This is a genomic window from bacterium (assembly GCA_035945995.1).
Classification (GTDB): Bacteria; Sysuimicrobiota; Sysuimicrobiia; order Sysuimicrobiales; family Segetimicrobiaceae; genus DASSJF01.
Genome location: DASYZR010000158.1, coordinates 1 through 14894 on the forward strand (window position 1 = coordinate 1; position 14894 = coordinate 14894).

14 protein-coding genes and 1 tRNA gene are annotated in these 14894 nt (G+C 71.1%); all 15 read left to right on the forward strand.

Annotated elements, in window-relative coordinates:
* A partial coding sequence (locus VGZ23_18605; GenBank protein ID HEV2359606.1) for a CPBP family glutamic-type intramembrane protease occupies positions 1 to 497 on the forward strand: 497 nt, incomplete at its 5' end.
* Positions 498 to 529: 32 nt separating this feature from the next.
* Positions 530 to 1694, forward strand: a protein-coding gene (gene prfB, locus VGZ23_18610; protein HEV2359607.1) for a peptide chain release factor 2 whose coding sequence is annotated in 2 segments (ribosomal slippage) — positions 530 to 610 and positions 612 to 1694 — 1164 coding nt in all. Because the reading frame shifts where the segments join, the coding sequence is not laid out codon by codon here.
* Between the two features lie 26 nt (positions 1695 to 1720).
* Positions 1721 to 2467: a DUF2993 domain-containing protein gene (locus tag VGZ23_18615; GenBank protein ID HEV2359608.1), complete on the forward strand. Its 747-nt coding sequence runs from the start codon at positions 1721 to 1723 to the stop codon at positions 2465 to 2467.
* Positions 2467 to 4563, forward strand: coding sequence for a DUF5693 family protein (locus VGZ23_18620; GenBank protein HEV2359609.1), 2097 nt, complete (start codon positions 2467 to 2469; stop codon positions 4561 to 4563). Before VGZ23_18615 ends, VGZ23_18620 begins: the two co-directional genes overlap by 1 nt.
* Positions 4564 to 4569: 6 nt before the next feature.
* Complete coding sequence (gene csaB / locus VGZ23_18625) at positions 4570 to 5643, forward strand: polysaccharide pyruvyl transferase CsaB (protein ID HEV2359610.1); 1074 nt, start codon at positions 4570 to 4572, stop codon at positions 5641 to 5643.
* Positions 5640 to 6437: a WecB/TagA/CpsF family glycosyltransferase gene (locus VGZ23_18630; GenBank protein ID HEV2359611.1), complete on the forward strand. Its 798-nt coding sequence runs from the start codon at positions 5640 to 5642 to the stop codon at positions 6435 to 6437. The genes csaB and VGZ23_18630 overlap by 4 nt, the downstream gene beginning before the upstream one ends.
* Before the next feature lie 119 nt (positions 6438 to 6556).
* The gene (locus VGZ23_18635; protein ID HEV2359612.1) at positions 6557 to 6820 is read left to right on the forward strand and encodes a stage V sporulation protein S; all 264 of its coding nucleotides are present in this window, start codon (positions 6557 to 6559) and stop codon (positions 6818 to 6820) included.
* Positions 6821 to 6878: 58 nt separating this feature from the next.
* The gene (locus tag VGZ23_18640; GenBank protein HEV2359613.1) at positions 6879 to 7805 is read left to right on the forward strand and encodes a ribose-phosphate pyrophosphokinase; all 927 of its coding nucleotides are present in this window, start codon (positions 6879 to 6881) and stop codon (positions 7803 to 7805) included.
* A gap of 61 nt (positions 7806 to 7866) precedes the next feature.
* Positions 7867 to 9405, forward strand: a complete 1539-nt coding sequence (gene gltX / locus VGZ23_18645; GenBank protein HEV2359614.1) for a glutamate--tRNA ligase — start codon at positions 7867 to 7869, stop codon at positions 9403 to 9405.
* Between the two features lie 76 nt (positions 9406 to 9481).
* A complete protein-coding gene (locus VGZ23_18650; GenBank protein HEV2359615.1) occupies positions 9482 to 9757 on the forward strand; it encodes a DUF4242 domain-containing protein in 276 nt (91 codons plus the stop codon).
* A 51-nt stretch (positions 9758 to 9808) separates the two neighbouring features.
* Positions 9809 to 9882 (forward strand) — tRNA-Gln (locus VGZ23_18655).
* Positions 9883 to 10113: 231 nt separating this feature from the next.
* Positions 10114 to 10881, forward strand: a complete 768-nt coding sequence (locus tag VGZ23_18660) for an ABC transporter ATP-binding protein (GenBank protein HEV2359616.1) — start codon at positions 10114 to 10116, stop codon at positions 10879 to 10881.
* Positions 10878 to 12806 carry an AMP-binding protein gene (locus VGZ23_18665; protein HEV2359617.1) on the forward strand — a complete coding sequence of 643 codons (1929 nt, stop codon included), beginning with the start codon at positions 10878 to 10880 and terminating at the stop codon, positions 12804 to 12806. The genes VGZ23_18660 and VGZ23_18665 overlap by 4 nt, the downstream gene beginning before the upstream one ends.
* Before the next feature lie 14 nt (positions 12807 to 12820).
* Positions 12821 to 13699, forward strand: coding sequence for a branched-chain amino acid ABC transporter permease (locus tag VGZ23_18670; GenBank protein ID HEV2359618.1), 879 nt, complete (start codon positions 12821 to 12823; stop codon positions 13697 to 13699).
* Between the two features lie 12 nt (positions 13700 to 13711).
* The gene (locus VGZ23_18675; protein ID HEV2359619.1) at positions 13712 to 14779 is read left to right on the forward strand and encodes a branched-chain amino acid ABC transporter permease; all 1068 of its coding nucleotides are present in this window, start codon (positions 13712 to 13714) and stop codon (positions 14777 to 14779) included.
* Positions 14780 to 14894: the final 115 nt, after the last annotated feature.

Consider the following 14894-nt stretch of genomic DNA (forward strand, 5'->3'; position numbering starts at 1 on the left):
TTCCGCTGCCGGCGCTCGCGGCGCTGGTCGCGGCCGCGGTATTGAGCCGCGGGCGCAGGCCGGCGGACGTCGGGTTCGGCCCGGGCTTCGTGCCGGCGGCGGCCGCGGCGTTCGGGGCGGTTGCGCTCATCGTCGGGATCGCGGCGCAGGCGTTCACCGCGCACGGGGGCGCGATGGCGGTGACGCCGCCCCCGGGCGGGTGGTGGCCGGGTACCGTCGCCCAGGTCGTGATCGTGGGGCTCGGGTTCGAGTGGTGGCTGCGTGGCGTGGTGTTCGCGGCCGCGACGGCGTGGCGCGGCCCGGCCTGGGCCGTGGCCTGGAGCGCGGTCCTCGGGGCCGCGGCCGCCGCCGCGCGCGGCCCCGAGGCCGTCCTATGGGAGCTCGCCGCCGGCGCCGCATTCGGAGTCATCCGCGCGCGATGGGCGCAGGTGCCGGCGCTCGCCCTCGCGCACGGGGCCGGGAGTGCGGTCCTCGGGTTTCTCGTCGGGTCGTGGTGAACCGGCTGCCCGACGCACTGTGGGATGTTATAATGGGGTCCGTGACGCCTGACGAACTCAAACGCTCATTGGCGACCTACCGCGAACGCCTGGACGGCATCGGGAGGCATCTTTGACCTTCCGCACCAGCAGACCCGCCTGATCGAGCTCGAGCGACAGATGCAGCGTCCCGGTTTCTGGGACGCGCCGGAGAACGCGCGGCGCGTGTCCCAGCAGGTCGCGCGCCTGCGAGAGCAACTGGACGACCTCAGCCGCCTGGACCGGGAGATTGCCGACCTCGCCGAGCTCGTGACCCTCGCCGGCGCGGACGACAGCGTGCTGGCGGACGTCGAGCGGGAGAGCCGCGTGGTCGGCGAGGCCCTTGACCGCGTCGAACTGGCGACGCTGCTGTCGGGCGAGCATGACGGCAGCAACGCCATCCTGTCGGTTCACGCGGGGGCCGGCGGGACCGAGGCCCAGGATTGGGCGGAAATCCTCCTGCGCATGTACCTGCGGTGGGCGGAAACCCACGGGTACCGGACCGATGTCGTCGACATGTCCCCGGGCGAAGAGGCGGGGGTGAAGAGCGCCACCGTCATCATCGCGGCGCCGAGCGCCTACGGCTATTTGCGCGGGGAGCGGGGGGTGCACCGGCTCGTGCGGATTTCTCCGTTCGACGCCGCGCACCGCCGGCATACGTCGTTCGCCCTCGTCGACGTCATTCCGGAGGTCGAGCCCGAAGAGGTGACGGTTCGCGACGACGAATTGCGGATCGATACCTACCGTTCGGGCGGGGCGGGCGGCCAGAACGTCAACAAGGTCGAGACGGCGGTGCGAATCACGCACCTGCCGACCGGAATTGTCGTGCAGTGCCAGAACGAGCGGTCGCAGCACGCCAACAAGCTCACCGCGATGAAGCTGCTGCAGGCGCGGCTGTTCGAAGCCCAGCAGAAGGAGCACCTCGAGAAGATTTCCGCGATCCGCGGCGAGCACCGGGACGCCGCGTGGGGCAACCAGATCCGCTCGTACGTGCTCCAGCCGTACACCCTGGTCAAGGACCACCGCACCGGCCTCGAGGTCGGCAACACGCAGGGCGTGCTCGACGGCGCGATCGATCCCTTCATCCACGCGTATCTGCGCCGCGGCCGGTCTCCCGAGACGCCCGACTCGCGCGGGGCAGGCGCGGCCGAGGTCCGGCCGGCCCCCCCGGCGTCATGAGCGTGTCGGCCAGGAGGGCGGCTGCCGTGCGACACCCCGCCGACGAGACGCGGCGCCGGCTTGGGGTGCTGTGGTCCGGCCTCGTCGCGGTGCTCGCCGCGGCCCTCGCCGCGAACCTCGCGGCCCCCTCGATGGCGGGCGCCGCGATCCGCGTGGCGCTCGGCCGGTCGTTCGGCACAGGCGACATCACGGTGACCGTCAAGTCATGGCCGGCGCCGGCGCTGTGGTGGGGGGATATCGGCGTGCTGTCCGTGGCCGCGCGATCGCTCCGCGTGGGGCAGTTGGACGTCGCCGCGTTCGATGCGATCCTGACCCGGGTCGACGTGGATCCGGGCCTCCTCTACGGCCGCCGGGTGCTCGCCGTGCGCTCGATCGGCTCCGGCATCGCCCGCGTCATGGTCACCGCGGATGATCTGGCGAGGCTCGTGCGCGCCCAGCCCGCCGTCAAGGCGGTCACGGTGCGGTTAAGTCCGGGGACGATGATCCTCGACGGGAGGGTCACGGTGTTGGGAACCGACATTCCGGCGGTGGTCGCCGGGCATCTGGTCGTGCGCGACGCCGTGCATGTCGATCTGGTCGTCGACCGCGTGACGGTGATGGGCGGTCTGCCGGTTCCGCCGGATGTCGTGACCCGGCTGGCGTCATCGATCAACCCCGTCCTCGACGTCGGCCGTCTGCCGTTCGATCTGCGGCTCACGAGGGTGGCGATCGGGAACGGCGTCGTGCTGCTACAGGCCGAGACGGGCCGCGGGCCGGCGGGGCAGGCGCCCTGATGACGATGTGGCGGCAGGTCTGGCGGCGGGTGCCGGTCCTCGTCGCGTGCGTCGCGGCGGGTCTCGCGGCATCGGGTGTGCTCCTCGCGGGGCGGGCCGCGGTCGAGCGATCGTATCGGACCGTCGAGATCACCGTGGATGGGGACGATTGGGCGACGCTTGCTGAGCTGCGGGGCGTGGACCGGGACGCGCTGTACGCGGATCTGTACCGCCGGGGCGTGCGCAGCGTCACCGTATACGCGGCCTCGCTGCGCCGGCTCGCGGACGCCGGCCTTGTCACCTACACCGCCGGCAGCGACGCGGTCGATCAGGCGCGCGCGCAGACCCTGACCGGGCCGCTCGGGACCCTGGCGCGCACCGGCCGCCTGCACGCGAACAGCACGTACGTGCAGGGGACGGCGCCGATCCTCGACGTGGTCCGCGCCGGGATCGCGCTGCAGCGGGGCCCGGGGGCGGCGACGTTCGCCGGTCCGGGTCTGCTCGAAATCGCCGGCCGCGGCCGCGACCTGGAGGATCTCTCGCTCGAGATGGTGCCGGCCGAAGTCGCCTCGGCGCGGCGGGCGCATCTCGCGGCGGAGGTCCGCGTGCGGAACGTTCGGGAAGTCGCGCCGGGCGGGCTCGACGCGCTCTTCGCGTCGCTCGTCCGGTTCGGGCAGGCTTTCACCCTGATCTTCGATCGTGATCAGGTCCTCGGCTACGATGCCCTCGTTCCCGATGTGGCGGCCGCCATCAAGGCGCACGGGTTTGCCTTCGGGCAGATCGAGGCGTTCTCGTCGAGCCGGCGGCAAAAGGGCGAGGGGCAGCTCGCGGTACTGGCGGCGCCCCGCGTCATCCGCGTGTTCAGCCTGACGCCCCAAGAACTGGCGTCGCTCACGCCGCAGCAGGCGCGCGACAAGTACGTGCTGGCGGCCCACGAGCGAAACGTTCGTATCCTCTATGTCCGGCCCTTCCTCACCACGTCGGCGGGCGTGGATCCGATCCAGGCGAACCTGGACTACGTGGGCTCGATCGCCGACGAGTTGACGCGCAGCGGTTACAAGATGGGCAAGGCGGTGCCGCTGCCCTCCCTCGGCACGCCGGCGCCGTGGTTCGTCCTGGCGGCGCTCGGCGCTCTGGCCGCGGCGGCCCTGGCCGCCGCCGAAACCGGCGCCGCGCTCGGGTACGAAGTTCGGCCGCAATGGCTGTACGGCGGCGTCGCCGCCGGGTTGGCGATCACGCTCGGAGCGATGGCGGTCCACCACGTCACGCTGTGGCGAGAAGTGCTGGCGCTCCTGGCGGCGCTGGCGTTCCCGGTCCTGGCGATGCTTTGGTTCGTCCCGGGCGCGCGGCGCGAGACTTGGCCGGCCGTCCGGGCGGGCGGGGCCGGTGTGGTCGCGCGGAGCGTGGCGCAACTGTGGGCCGTCTCCGCCGCCTCCGCGTTGGGCGGGTTGATGGTGGGCGCGCTGCTGAGCGAATGGGCCTTCATGATGGAGATCCGGTTGTTCCTCGGCGTCAAGGCCGCGATCGTGGTGCCGATCGTGATCATCGGGCTGGCGGTCGCGGCGGCGCAGGCCGGACCCGAGGGGGTATGGCCGCGGGTACGGGAGTGGCTCCGGCAACCGCTGCGGCTCGAGTACGGCATCCTGCTCATCCTCATCGGCGGCGCCGCGCTGTTCGCGCTCGGCCGGACCGGCAACACCGGCCTGCCGGCGCTCGGCGGTCTCGAGATCAAGGCCCGCACCGTTCTCGAGCGGGTCTTGGTGGCGCGTCCGCGGACGAAGGAATTTCTGGTCGGCCACCCGGCGATGATGCTCGCCGTCGCCCTGGCGCTGCTCGGCGCCCGGCGCTGGGTGCTGCCCGCCGCGATGGTGGGCGCCGTCGGACAGACAGGGCTCATCGACTCCTTTGCGCACATCCACACGCCGCTCGTCTACACCGTCGAGCGGACCGTCTCTGCACTGATCATCGGCTCGCTGATCGGCGCGGTCCTGGTCGGGGTGCTGCTGTGGAGCCGGCGGTGGTGGCGGCTCACGGTGCCGGCGTCGGAGACCGCGGCCCCAGACGCCGAGCCCGCGGCCCGCCGTCACGGGGCGATCCGCGTGCCGGAAATTACGTAGGCCTGGGTGCCCCGGCTCGTCCTCTCGGGTTACTACGGCTTCGACAACCTGGGCGATGAGGCGGTGCTCGCGGCGACCGTCGCGGAGCTGCGGCGGCGCCGGCCGGGCCTCGACATCCTGGTGCTGTCGGCATCCCCCGAGGCCACGGCCCGCGCGCACGGGGTGACCGGCGTGCCGCGCGCCCGCCCGGGCGCGATCGCGGCGGCGCTCCGCGGCTGCGACCTGTTCCTCTCCGGCGGCGGCAGCCTCTTTCAGGACGCGACGAGCTGGCGCAGCCCCTGGTACTATCTCACCGTGCTCGCGGCGGCCCGGCGATGGTGCCGGAGGACGGCGGTCTACGCGCAGGGGTTCGAACCCGCCCGACGGCCGTGGGTGCGGGCCGGCATCCGGCGCGTCCTGGAGGGAGTGGATCTCATCACGGTCCGCGACGCTGCCTCCGCACAGGTCCTCTCGGCGTCGGGGCTGCGCCGGCCCCGCGTCGTCGTCGGCGCCGATCCGTCGTTTCTGCTCGATCCGGAGCCGACGCCGGCCGTCGAGCGGGAGTGCGTCCGTTGGGGGGAGGGCCTCCGGTTCGGGCTGGCGGTGCGGCCGTGGGGTGATGGACGCGTGCTCGAGGCGATTGCCGCTGCGGCCCGCGAGGCCGGGACGCGGCTCGGCGCGCACTGGATCCTGCTGCCGATGCACCGGCCGGAGGACGTCCGGGCGGCGGAGGTCGTGGCCGCGCGGCTCGACGGTGCGGTGGTGGTGCGGGACGCCTTTAGACCGCAAGAGATGCTGGCCGCGATCGGGACGCTGGATCTCCTTGTCGGGATGCGCCTGCACGCCCTAATCTTTGCGGCCCTCCAGGGTGTGCCGATCGTACCCGTGGCCTACAACCGTAAAGTGGCGGCGCTGGCCGCGGAACTGCAGGAGGACGCCCCCCTCCAAGCGGCGGGACTGGACCCCAGCGCGCTCGGGGCGAGGATCGCCGAGGTGGCGGCGGACCGGCCCGCCCGCCGCGACCGCCTCCGGCGCGTCGCGGCGGCGCTGCGCGAGCGCGCAGCGCTGAGCCCGGCGCTCGCCCTCGAGTTACTGGAATGACCGAGTCCGCGCCGGGCTCGCGGGCCGGTGCGCCTGCCCCCTCGGCCCGCCGGATCGACATTCTCGGCGTCGGGTTCGACCCCGTGGATCTCGACGGCGCCGTCGCGCGCGTCGCGTCCCTCGTGGCAGACGGAGCGCCGGCGCTCGCGGTGACGGCCAACACCGAGATTGTCATGACGGCGCGGCGGGCCGCCGATCTTGCCGCCGTGCTCGCCGGGGCCGCCCTCGTCGTCGCCGACGGCGTCGGCGTCGTCTGGGCCTCGCGGTACCTCGGCCGGCCCCTCCCGGCGCGGGTCCCCGGCATCGAGCTGGCAGAACGGCTGCTGGCCGAGGCCGCGCGGCGCCGCTGGGCGGTGTATCTCCTCGGCGGGCGCCCGGGCACCGCGGAGCAGGCGGCCGCGCGGCTCCGGGAGCGGTACCCGGGCCTGTGGATCGTCGGCTGCGGGCACGGCTACTTCGGCCGGGAGCAGGAGGCGCGCGTCGTCGAGACGATCCGGACGACCGGGCCCGCACTCCTGCTGGCCGGGCTCGGCATGCCGCGGCAGGAACGGTGGCTGGCGCGGCACCTCCCGGCGCTTGGCGTGCCGGTGGCGATGGGCATCGGCGGTTCGCTCGATGTCTGGGCCGGCCATGCGCACCGGGCGCCGCGCGCGATGCAGACGCTCGGCCTCGAATGGCTCTACCGGCTGGCGCGCGAGCCGCGGCGCCTCGGCCGGCAGCTGAGCATCCCGCACTTCATGGCGTTGACCGTTGCCCAGCGGGCGCGGGGAGCGAGCGGCGGACGGAGGCGCTAACACTAGCACACCCGCGGCCGGAGGTCCCGCACGAGACGGGGCAGGAGTTGTGTCGCGGGTGATGGAAATGGGGTCGTCCGGCCAACCGGCCGCGGCAGGCCTGGAGGGCAGGACGCGCGATGGGGGAAGTCCTCAGAGTCTCCGCCGACTCGAAGCCCAAGGCCGTCGCCGGCGCGCTCGCGGCCGTGCTGCGCGAGCGCGGCGCTGTGGAACTCCAGGCGGTGGGCGCCGGCGCGGTCAACCAAGCCGTCAAGGCCATCGCCATCACCCGGGGCTTCGTCGCGCCGAACGGCATCGATCTCATCGCCATCCCGGCGTTCACGAAGGTGGAGATTGACGGGGAAGAGCGGACCGCGATTCGCTTCCTGGTACAAGCCCGCTGAGGCCGGCTCACCGCTCTCGCGTCGCGCGCCTGGATGGACACCCGCCGCCGAGCGCGAGATGAAGGTGTTCTGCGGCACGGCCAACCGGGCCCTCGGCGAAGAGATCGCCGCCGAGCTCGGGTTTCCCCTGGGCCGCGTGACCGTGCGCCGGTTCGAAGACGGGGAGATCTACGCCCGTTTCGAGGAGAGCGTCCGCGGCGCGGACGCGTTCGTCATCCAGCCGACGTGTCCGCCGGTCAACGAAAACCTGATGGAGCTGCTGGTGATGGTCGATGCGCTGCGGCGCGCGTCGGCCGGACGGATCACCGCGGTCATCCCGTACTACGGGTACGCGCGGCAGGACAAGAAGCACGGTCCGCGCGAGCCGATCACCGGGCGCCTTGTGGCGGATCTGCTGCAGGCCGCCGGCGTGCACCGCGTGCTCGCGCTCGACCTCGACGCCGACCAGATCGAAGGCTTCTTCAGCATTCCGGTCGACCACCTGCGGGGGCTGCCGCTCTTCGCCGAGTACCTCCGGGAGCACGATCTGGCGCGGGGCATCGTGGTGGCGCCGGACGACGGCGCGGTCAAGAGCGCGCACCGGCTCGCGGAGCGGCTGCACCTGCCGCTCGCCGTTGTGTTCCAGCGCCGCGTGTCGGACGTGAAGCAGGTCGTGCAGGTCGTAGGCGACGTGGAGGACTGCGTGCCGATCCTGATCGACCGGATGATTACCACCGGCGGCACGATTCGCTCGGCCCTCGATGCGCTCGTCGCCGCCGGGGCCCGGCCGGAGGCCTACGTGTGCGCGACCCACCCGGTGTTCGTGGAGGGCGTGACGGGGGCGCTCGCGCGGCCGGACGTCCGGGAAGTGGCGGTGACGAACAGCATCCCGCTCGCCATCGATGGGCGGGTGCCACGGCTGCGCGTGCTCTCCGCCGCGCCGCTGCTTGCCCAGGCGATGCGCAGCATCCACCGGAACGAGTCGGTCAGCACGCTCTTCACCTAGCCCCCACCGGCCCCGCGCCGCTGCGTTTGCGCCGGTATCGCGGCTTTGCTACCTTTGAGTCATGGCCGTCCGCACCCGGTATGCCCCCAGCCCGACCGGTTACCTGCACGTCGGCGGCGCCTGGATGGCGTTTTTCACCTGGCTGTTCACCCGCCACGAGGGCGGGCAGTTTGTGCTCCGCATCGAGGACACGGACCGCAGCCGCTCGACGGAAGCCTTCGAGGCCGCGATCCTCGAGGATTTGCGGTGGCTCGGAATCACCTGGGACGAGGGTCCCGATGTCGGCGGCCCGGTCGGGCCCTACCGGCAGACCGAGCGCGCGGAGCTGTATCGGGAGCACGCCGGCACTCTCGTCGTCCTGGGGGCGGCCTATCCGTGCTACTGCCTACCGGAGGAGTTGGAGGCGGAGCGCCGCCGGGCGGCCGCGGAGCGCCGTCCGTACCGGTATTCGGGGCGCTGCCGTGAACTGACCGCCGCCGGGCGCGCGGAGATGGAGGCGGCGGGACGCCGGGCGACGCTGCGCTTTCGCGTCCCGTCCCTGCACGGGCCGCTCCTCGTGGACGACCTCGTGCTGGGCCGTGTCGAGTTTGCCGCCGAAGACCTCGACGACTTCATCATCCAGCGCTCGGACGGCACGCCGCTCTACAACTTCGCCAACGTTGTCGACGACCACGCGATGCGTATCACGCACATCACGCGCGGCGCCGAGCATCTCTCCAACACCCCGCGCCAGTTCCTCATGTACGAGGCGTTCGGGTGGGACCAGCCGCGGGTCGCGCACTTCCCGTCGCTCCTAGGCGTCGACCGCAAAAAGCTGAGCAAACGCCACGGCGACACGGCGGTGCGCGAGTACAAGGCACAGGGCTACCTGCCCGAGGCGCTGGTGAACTTCTTCGCCCTCATGGGCTGGTACCCCGAAGACGGCCGCGAGATCTTCAGCGTCGAGGAGATGATCGCGAGGTTCCGCATCGAGGACGTCGGCAAGAGTGGGGCCGTGTTCGACGCCCAAAAACTGACCTGGATGAACGGCGTGTACCTCCACCAGGCGCTGCGGCGCACCCCCGAGCGCGTCGTGGATCTGGTCGTCGACGCGCTCCGGCAGGCCGGCCTGTTCGACGGCCTGGGCCTACGGCGTGAGCCAGAGGCGTCCCCGTCGGGGGCAGGCGGGCCGGAGCGGCGGGCGTACGTCGCCCGGGTCGTCGAGATCATGGGGGAGCGGCTCCGGCTGCCGAAGGACCTGCTGACCTACGGCGATTTCTTCTTCACGGAGGAAGTTGCCTACGATCCGCAGGCCGTGCGCAAGCAATTCCACGGCGCCGCGACGGTCGCGATGCTCGGCCGCCTGCGCGACGCGCTGGCCCGAGTGGCGCCCTTCAACCTCGGCGGGATCGAGCAGGCGGTCCGTGACACCGCGGCGGCGCTGGGAGTCGAGAGCAAAGACGTGATCCATCCGCTGCGCGTGGCGCTCACCGGGAAGACGGTCGGGCCGGGGCTCTTCGAGCTCATCGAGGTGCTCGGTAAGGACCGCGTTCTCGCCCGTCTCGAGCGCGCGATGCGGCTCGCCGATGAGACCGCGGCGTGCGGAGGTGGAGCGCAGTAACCGGCGTCGAAAAAGTCGAACCAGTCCTGTGCGACCTGCCGTCCGCGCACGTACCAAATCGCCCGAGGAGGGTCATATGCCGAAGTATGTGATCGAGCGCGAGATTCCGAACGCCGGGAAGCTGTCCCCCGCCGAACTGCGCGGCATCTCACAAAAGTCGTGCGGCGTGCTCGGCAAGATGGGCCCGCAGATACAGTGGGTCCAGAGCTATGTGACCGACGACAAGATCTACTGCGTGTACATCGCGCCGAACGAGGAGATGGTTCGCGAGCATGCCCGCCAGGGCGGTTTCCCCGCGAACCGGGTGTCCGCGGTCGCGACGATGATCGACCCGACTACCGCGGAGACCTAGCGGCGCCGCCGGCCGCGGGGGCACGCGTGGTATAATTTGCTACGGTCGCGCTGGGGGATCGTCTAGCGGTAGGACGACGGGCTCTGGACCCGTTAGCGGGGGTTCGAATCCTCCTCCCCCAGCCACGCACTCCGGTGCACTCCCCAACGGCAAGAACCGGCGCCCGGCCCTAATTTGCAAGGCTTTGTGGGCTTCATCGCGGCGACCCTGGAAACAGGCGGGCGGTCGTGCGATCTTGCAACGAGTTGCGCCCAGCGCAGGAGTCCCTCCTTGGTCCGGCGAACGCGGTGCGACACACTTCACCCGGAGCCATGATGCTCAGCGGGGACCGCGGTCCGAGGCTTCGAGCGGAGGACGTGCTCGTCCGATTCGGCGGCGTGACGGCCCTCTCGGGAGTCACTGTCGACGTTCGCGGCGGCGAGATCCTCGCCCTCATCGGTCCGAACGGCGCCGGGAAGACGACGCTGATCAACACGATCAGCGGGGTCTACCGTCCGGCGGCGGGCCGGGTCTTCCTCGACGGCCGCGAGATCACCGGCAGGTCTCCCGATGAGGTCGCCCGCCGCGGCGTCGCCCGGACGTTCCAAAACGTCTTGCTGTTCGGCGGGATGACCGTCCTCGAGAACATCCTGGTAGGACGGCACATCCACATGCGCGCCGGCATCCTGGCCTCCGGCATCTACTGGGGGTGGGGCGAGCGGGAGGAGCTCCGGCACCGCGAAACCGCCGAGCGCATCATCGACTTTCTCGAGATCTCGCACATCCGGAGATCACCCGCGGGGACGCTGCCATACGGCCTGCGCAAGCGCGTGGACCTCGGACGGGCGCTCGCGGCTGGGCCGACCGTCCTGCTGCTGGACGAGCCGATGACCGGGATGAACCGCGAAGAGAAAGAGGACATGGTCCGATTCATTCTCGACATCAGCGACGAGTGGACGCCGGCGATCGTGTTGATCGAGCACGACATGGGCGTGGTGATGGACATCTCGCACCGCGTCGTCGTGCTGGACCACGGCCGGAAGATCGCCGAAGGCGCGCCGGATCAGATCCGCACCAACACCGACGTGCTGCGCGCCTACCTCGGGGAGGCGCCGGTGGCGCCTGCGGCCGGCGCCGTGAGATGACGGCCGCCACGCTGCCCGCGGTACTCCTTGCCCAAGCGGAAACTCGCGGCACGCGGGTCGCCATGCGTGAGAAGGAGTACGGGATCTGGCAATCCTACACGTGGGCGCAGACTCTCGAGTGCGTCCACGCGCTCGCGAAGGGGCTCGCGCGGCTCGGCTTCGGGCGCGGGGACCGGCTCGCCCTCGTCGGGGACAACCGGCCGGAACTCTACTGGGCGCTGCTCGCCGCGCAGGCGCTGGGCGGGATGCCTGTCCCAGTCTACCAGGATGCGACGGCTGGCGAGCTCCAATACGCGATCGCGCATGCCGGCGCGCGGATCGTCGTGGCTGAAGACCAGGAACAGGTCGACAAGATCCTGGCAGTGCGCGGGCAGCTCCAGGCCGTCGAGCACGTGCTCTACGAAGATCCGAAAGGCCTGCGCCACTATGCCGAACCGGGCCTCCGGAGTCTCGACGGCGTCCTCGCCCTCGGCCGAGAGGGCGACGGCGGCGGCCTCTCGGCGTTTCGCGCGCTCGTCGAAGGCATCGGCCCCGAAGACGTCGCGCTGATCAGCTACACGTCCGGGACCACCGGGGCGTCCAAGGGCGTGATGCTCTCGCACCGGGCGCTCATCGCCACCGGCCGGAGCTTCCTCCAGGTGGTTCCGGTCGGACCCGCCGACGAGATGCTGGCGTACCTGCCGATGGCCTGGGTCGGCGACACGTTCTTCTCGGTGGTTGTCGGGCTGCTGAGCGGCGCAGCAGTCAACTGCCCGGAGAGCGCGGAGACCGTCCGCGCGGACTTCCGTGAGATCGGCCCGACTGTGACGTTTGCGCCCCCGCGTATCTGGGAGAGCCTGCTGGCCCAGTGCCAGGTCAAGATCGAGGACGCCGACTGGCTCAAGCGCGGAGTCACCCGCCGGCTCGTCGCCGCGGCGATGCTGGCGGCCCGCCGGACCCTGCAGGGCGGCAGCCCCACGGCGGCCGACTGGGTGCGCCGCGCCGTCGGCGAGCCGCTCGTGTTCGCGGCCCTCCGCGATCAACTCGGCCTGCGCCGCATTCGAGTGGCCATCACCGGCGGCGCGCCCATCGCCCCGGAGGTGCTCGAGTTCTTCCGGGGCATCGGGGTGAATCTCACGCAGCTCTACGGGATGACTGAATGCAGCACGCCGGCGACCGTCCAGCCCGGCGACCAGGTCAAGCCGGACACGGTGGGCCCGCCGATTCCCGGCGTGCAGCTCCGCATCGACGAACGCGGGGAAATCCTCATCGCCTCCCCGGGCCTGTTCTCCGGGTACTTTCATGACCCCGCGGCGACGGCCGAGGCGCTGCGCGACGGCTGGCTCAGGACCGGCGACGCGGGCCTGCTCGATCCGGACGGCCACCTCGTGATCCTCGACCGGGCCAAGGATGTCTCGCACCTCGAGGACGGCACGGTGTTCGCGCCGCAGTACGTCGAGAACAAGTTGAAGTTCAGTCCCTACATTAAAGAAGCGGTGGCGGTTGGACACGCGCGGCCTTACGTCGCCGCGATGATCAACATCGACCCCGAGGTCGTCGGCAACTGGGCCCAGCGGCGTCGGGTGACCTACTCGGGGTACACCGACCTCGCCCAGAACCCCCGCGTCTCGGACCTCGTCGCGGACGAGATCCGGCGCGTCAACGCGCTGCTGGCGCCCGCGCTCCGCGTGCGGCGCTTTGTCGTCCTCCATAAGGAGCTGGATCCGGACGACGCCGAGATCACCCGCACCCGCAAAGTACGCCGGCGGTTCGTCGCGGAGAAGTACGCGCCGATCATCGAGGCCCTGTACGACCCCGCCGCGGCGGAGATCGCGGTGCGCGCGGCCGTCCGCTACGACGACGGCCGCGAGGCGGAGGTCTCGCGCTCGCTGCGGATCCACACCCTCGACCCCGTCTTCGCGGGGCGGGACGGGACAGCGACCTAGCCGTGCCGGCGGATCTGAGCTACGGCCTCGAACTGCTCGTGAGCGGCCTGCTCGTCGGCGTGCTCTACGCCATGGTCGCGCTGGGATTCGTCCTCATCTACAAGGCGTCGGACGTGTTCAACTTCGCCCAGGGTGCGATGACGTTCTTCGCCGCCCTCGCGCTGGTGAGCGTCCTGCCGCGTCTCGGCTGGCCGCTCAGCCTCCTCTTCGTCGTAGCGTTGATGGTGGCGCTCGCGATCGCGGTCGAGCGGTTCGCGCTCCGGCCGCTCGCGGGCCGGCCGCCGCTGGCGCTCGCCATGTCCACGCTCGGCGTCACGTTCGCGCTCGGGGGCCTCGCGCAGGCCCTCTGGGGCACCGAGCCGCGGCGGCTCTCGCTCGGGATCGCCGCGGAGCCGATCCAGGCCGCCGGCATTCTCGTCAATCGCGTGGACCTGTTCGCTGCCGGCGCGGTGACGGTCATCGTCGCCGCGCTCATCTGGTTCTTTCAGCGGACCAAGCTCGGGCTGGGCCTGCGCGCCGTCGCCGACGACCACGAAGCGGCCATGTCGGTCGGCATCGCCCTGCGCCAGGTGTGGGTGGTCGCGTGGACGCTCTCCGGGCTCGTCGCCATCGCCGCGGGAATCCTGTGGGGGAACCGCATCGGCGTCGGGTTCGCCGTCTCCCTGATTGCCTTCAAGGCGCTGCCGGTGCTCATCATTGGCGGTATCGACAGCATCCCGGGCGCGATCGTCGGCGGTCTGATCGTCGGCGCGACGGAGAGCCTGGCGGAAGGCTTCATCGGGCCCCTGGTCGGGGGCGGCGTGCAGGAGATCTTCCCCTATCTCGTGGCTCTCGTCTTTCTGATGGTGCGGCCATACGGACTGTTCGGGCGTCCGGTCATCGAGCGCGTCTAGCGGGGGGACGGCATGCTCTACCGGGAGTGCGGAGTCTACCGGACATCCTACGCCAAGGACACCGTGCTGTTTCCGCTGCGGGCGGACCGTCTCGGCACGGCGGCGCTCGTCCTAGCCGCGGTGCTCCTGCCGCCGCTGCTCGGCACGTACTGGCTGCGCGGCATCCTGATTCCGTTTCTCGTCTTCTCGCTCGCCGCCCTCGGCTTGAACTTCCTGACCGGCTACGCCGGCCAGTTGTCGCTCGGGCAGTCCGCGTTCATGGCGGTGGGCGCCTATACCGGCGTGATTCTCTACGGCCGATACGCGGTGCCGCTGCCGCTCGCGCTCCTCGGGGCGGGCCTCGTCGCCGCGGCCACCGGCGCCGTCGCCGGCACGCCGTCGCTGCGGATCAAGGGATTCTACCTCGCGGTGGCCACGCTCGCCGCGCAGTTTCTCATCACGTGGACGATCCAGCACGTACGGTGGATCAGCGGCGGCGTGTTCGCCACGATCAACACCCCGGCGGTCCGCGTGGGCAGCCTCGTGCTCGACACGGCGCTCAGACAGTATTATCTGGCGCTCGCCACCGTCGCCCTGCTCACGACGTTCGGGATGAACCTCGCGCGCAGCCGGATTGGCCGCGCGTGGATGGCGATCCGCGACCGGGATATCGCCGCGCAGATCATCGGCATTCGCCTCCTACCCTACAAGGTGCTGGCGTTCGTCGTCAGCGCCTTCTACGCCGGCGTGGCGGGCGCGCTGGTGGTGTTCTGCTGGTACGGCTCCGCCAACATCGAAGAGTTCGACCTGGTCGGGTCGGTGCGGATCCTCGGCATGGTCATTATCGGCGGCATGGGCAGCGTCGTCGGCTCGTTCCTCGGCGCCGGCTTCGTCACGCTGCTGCCCATCCTGGTCAGCGTCACCGTCCACCGGATCGGCGCCCTGAGCGGCGGGCCGGCGCTGAGCGGTCTCATCTCGAGCGTCGAAGACGTAATCTTCGGCACGGCGATCATCTTGTTTCTCGTGCTCGAACCGCTCGGGCTCGCACGGCTGTGGAAGACGATCAAGGACTACCTGCGGCTGTGGCCGTTCCCGTACTGACGCCGCAGGCCGTATGGTGCTCGGGCACGACATCTCGCTCTCATCGCATGCTTGCCGGTCGGGAATTCGGTCCGGCCTAAATTTCATGATGGCCCGCCGCGAAGTCGGCGGGCAG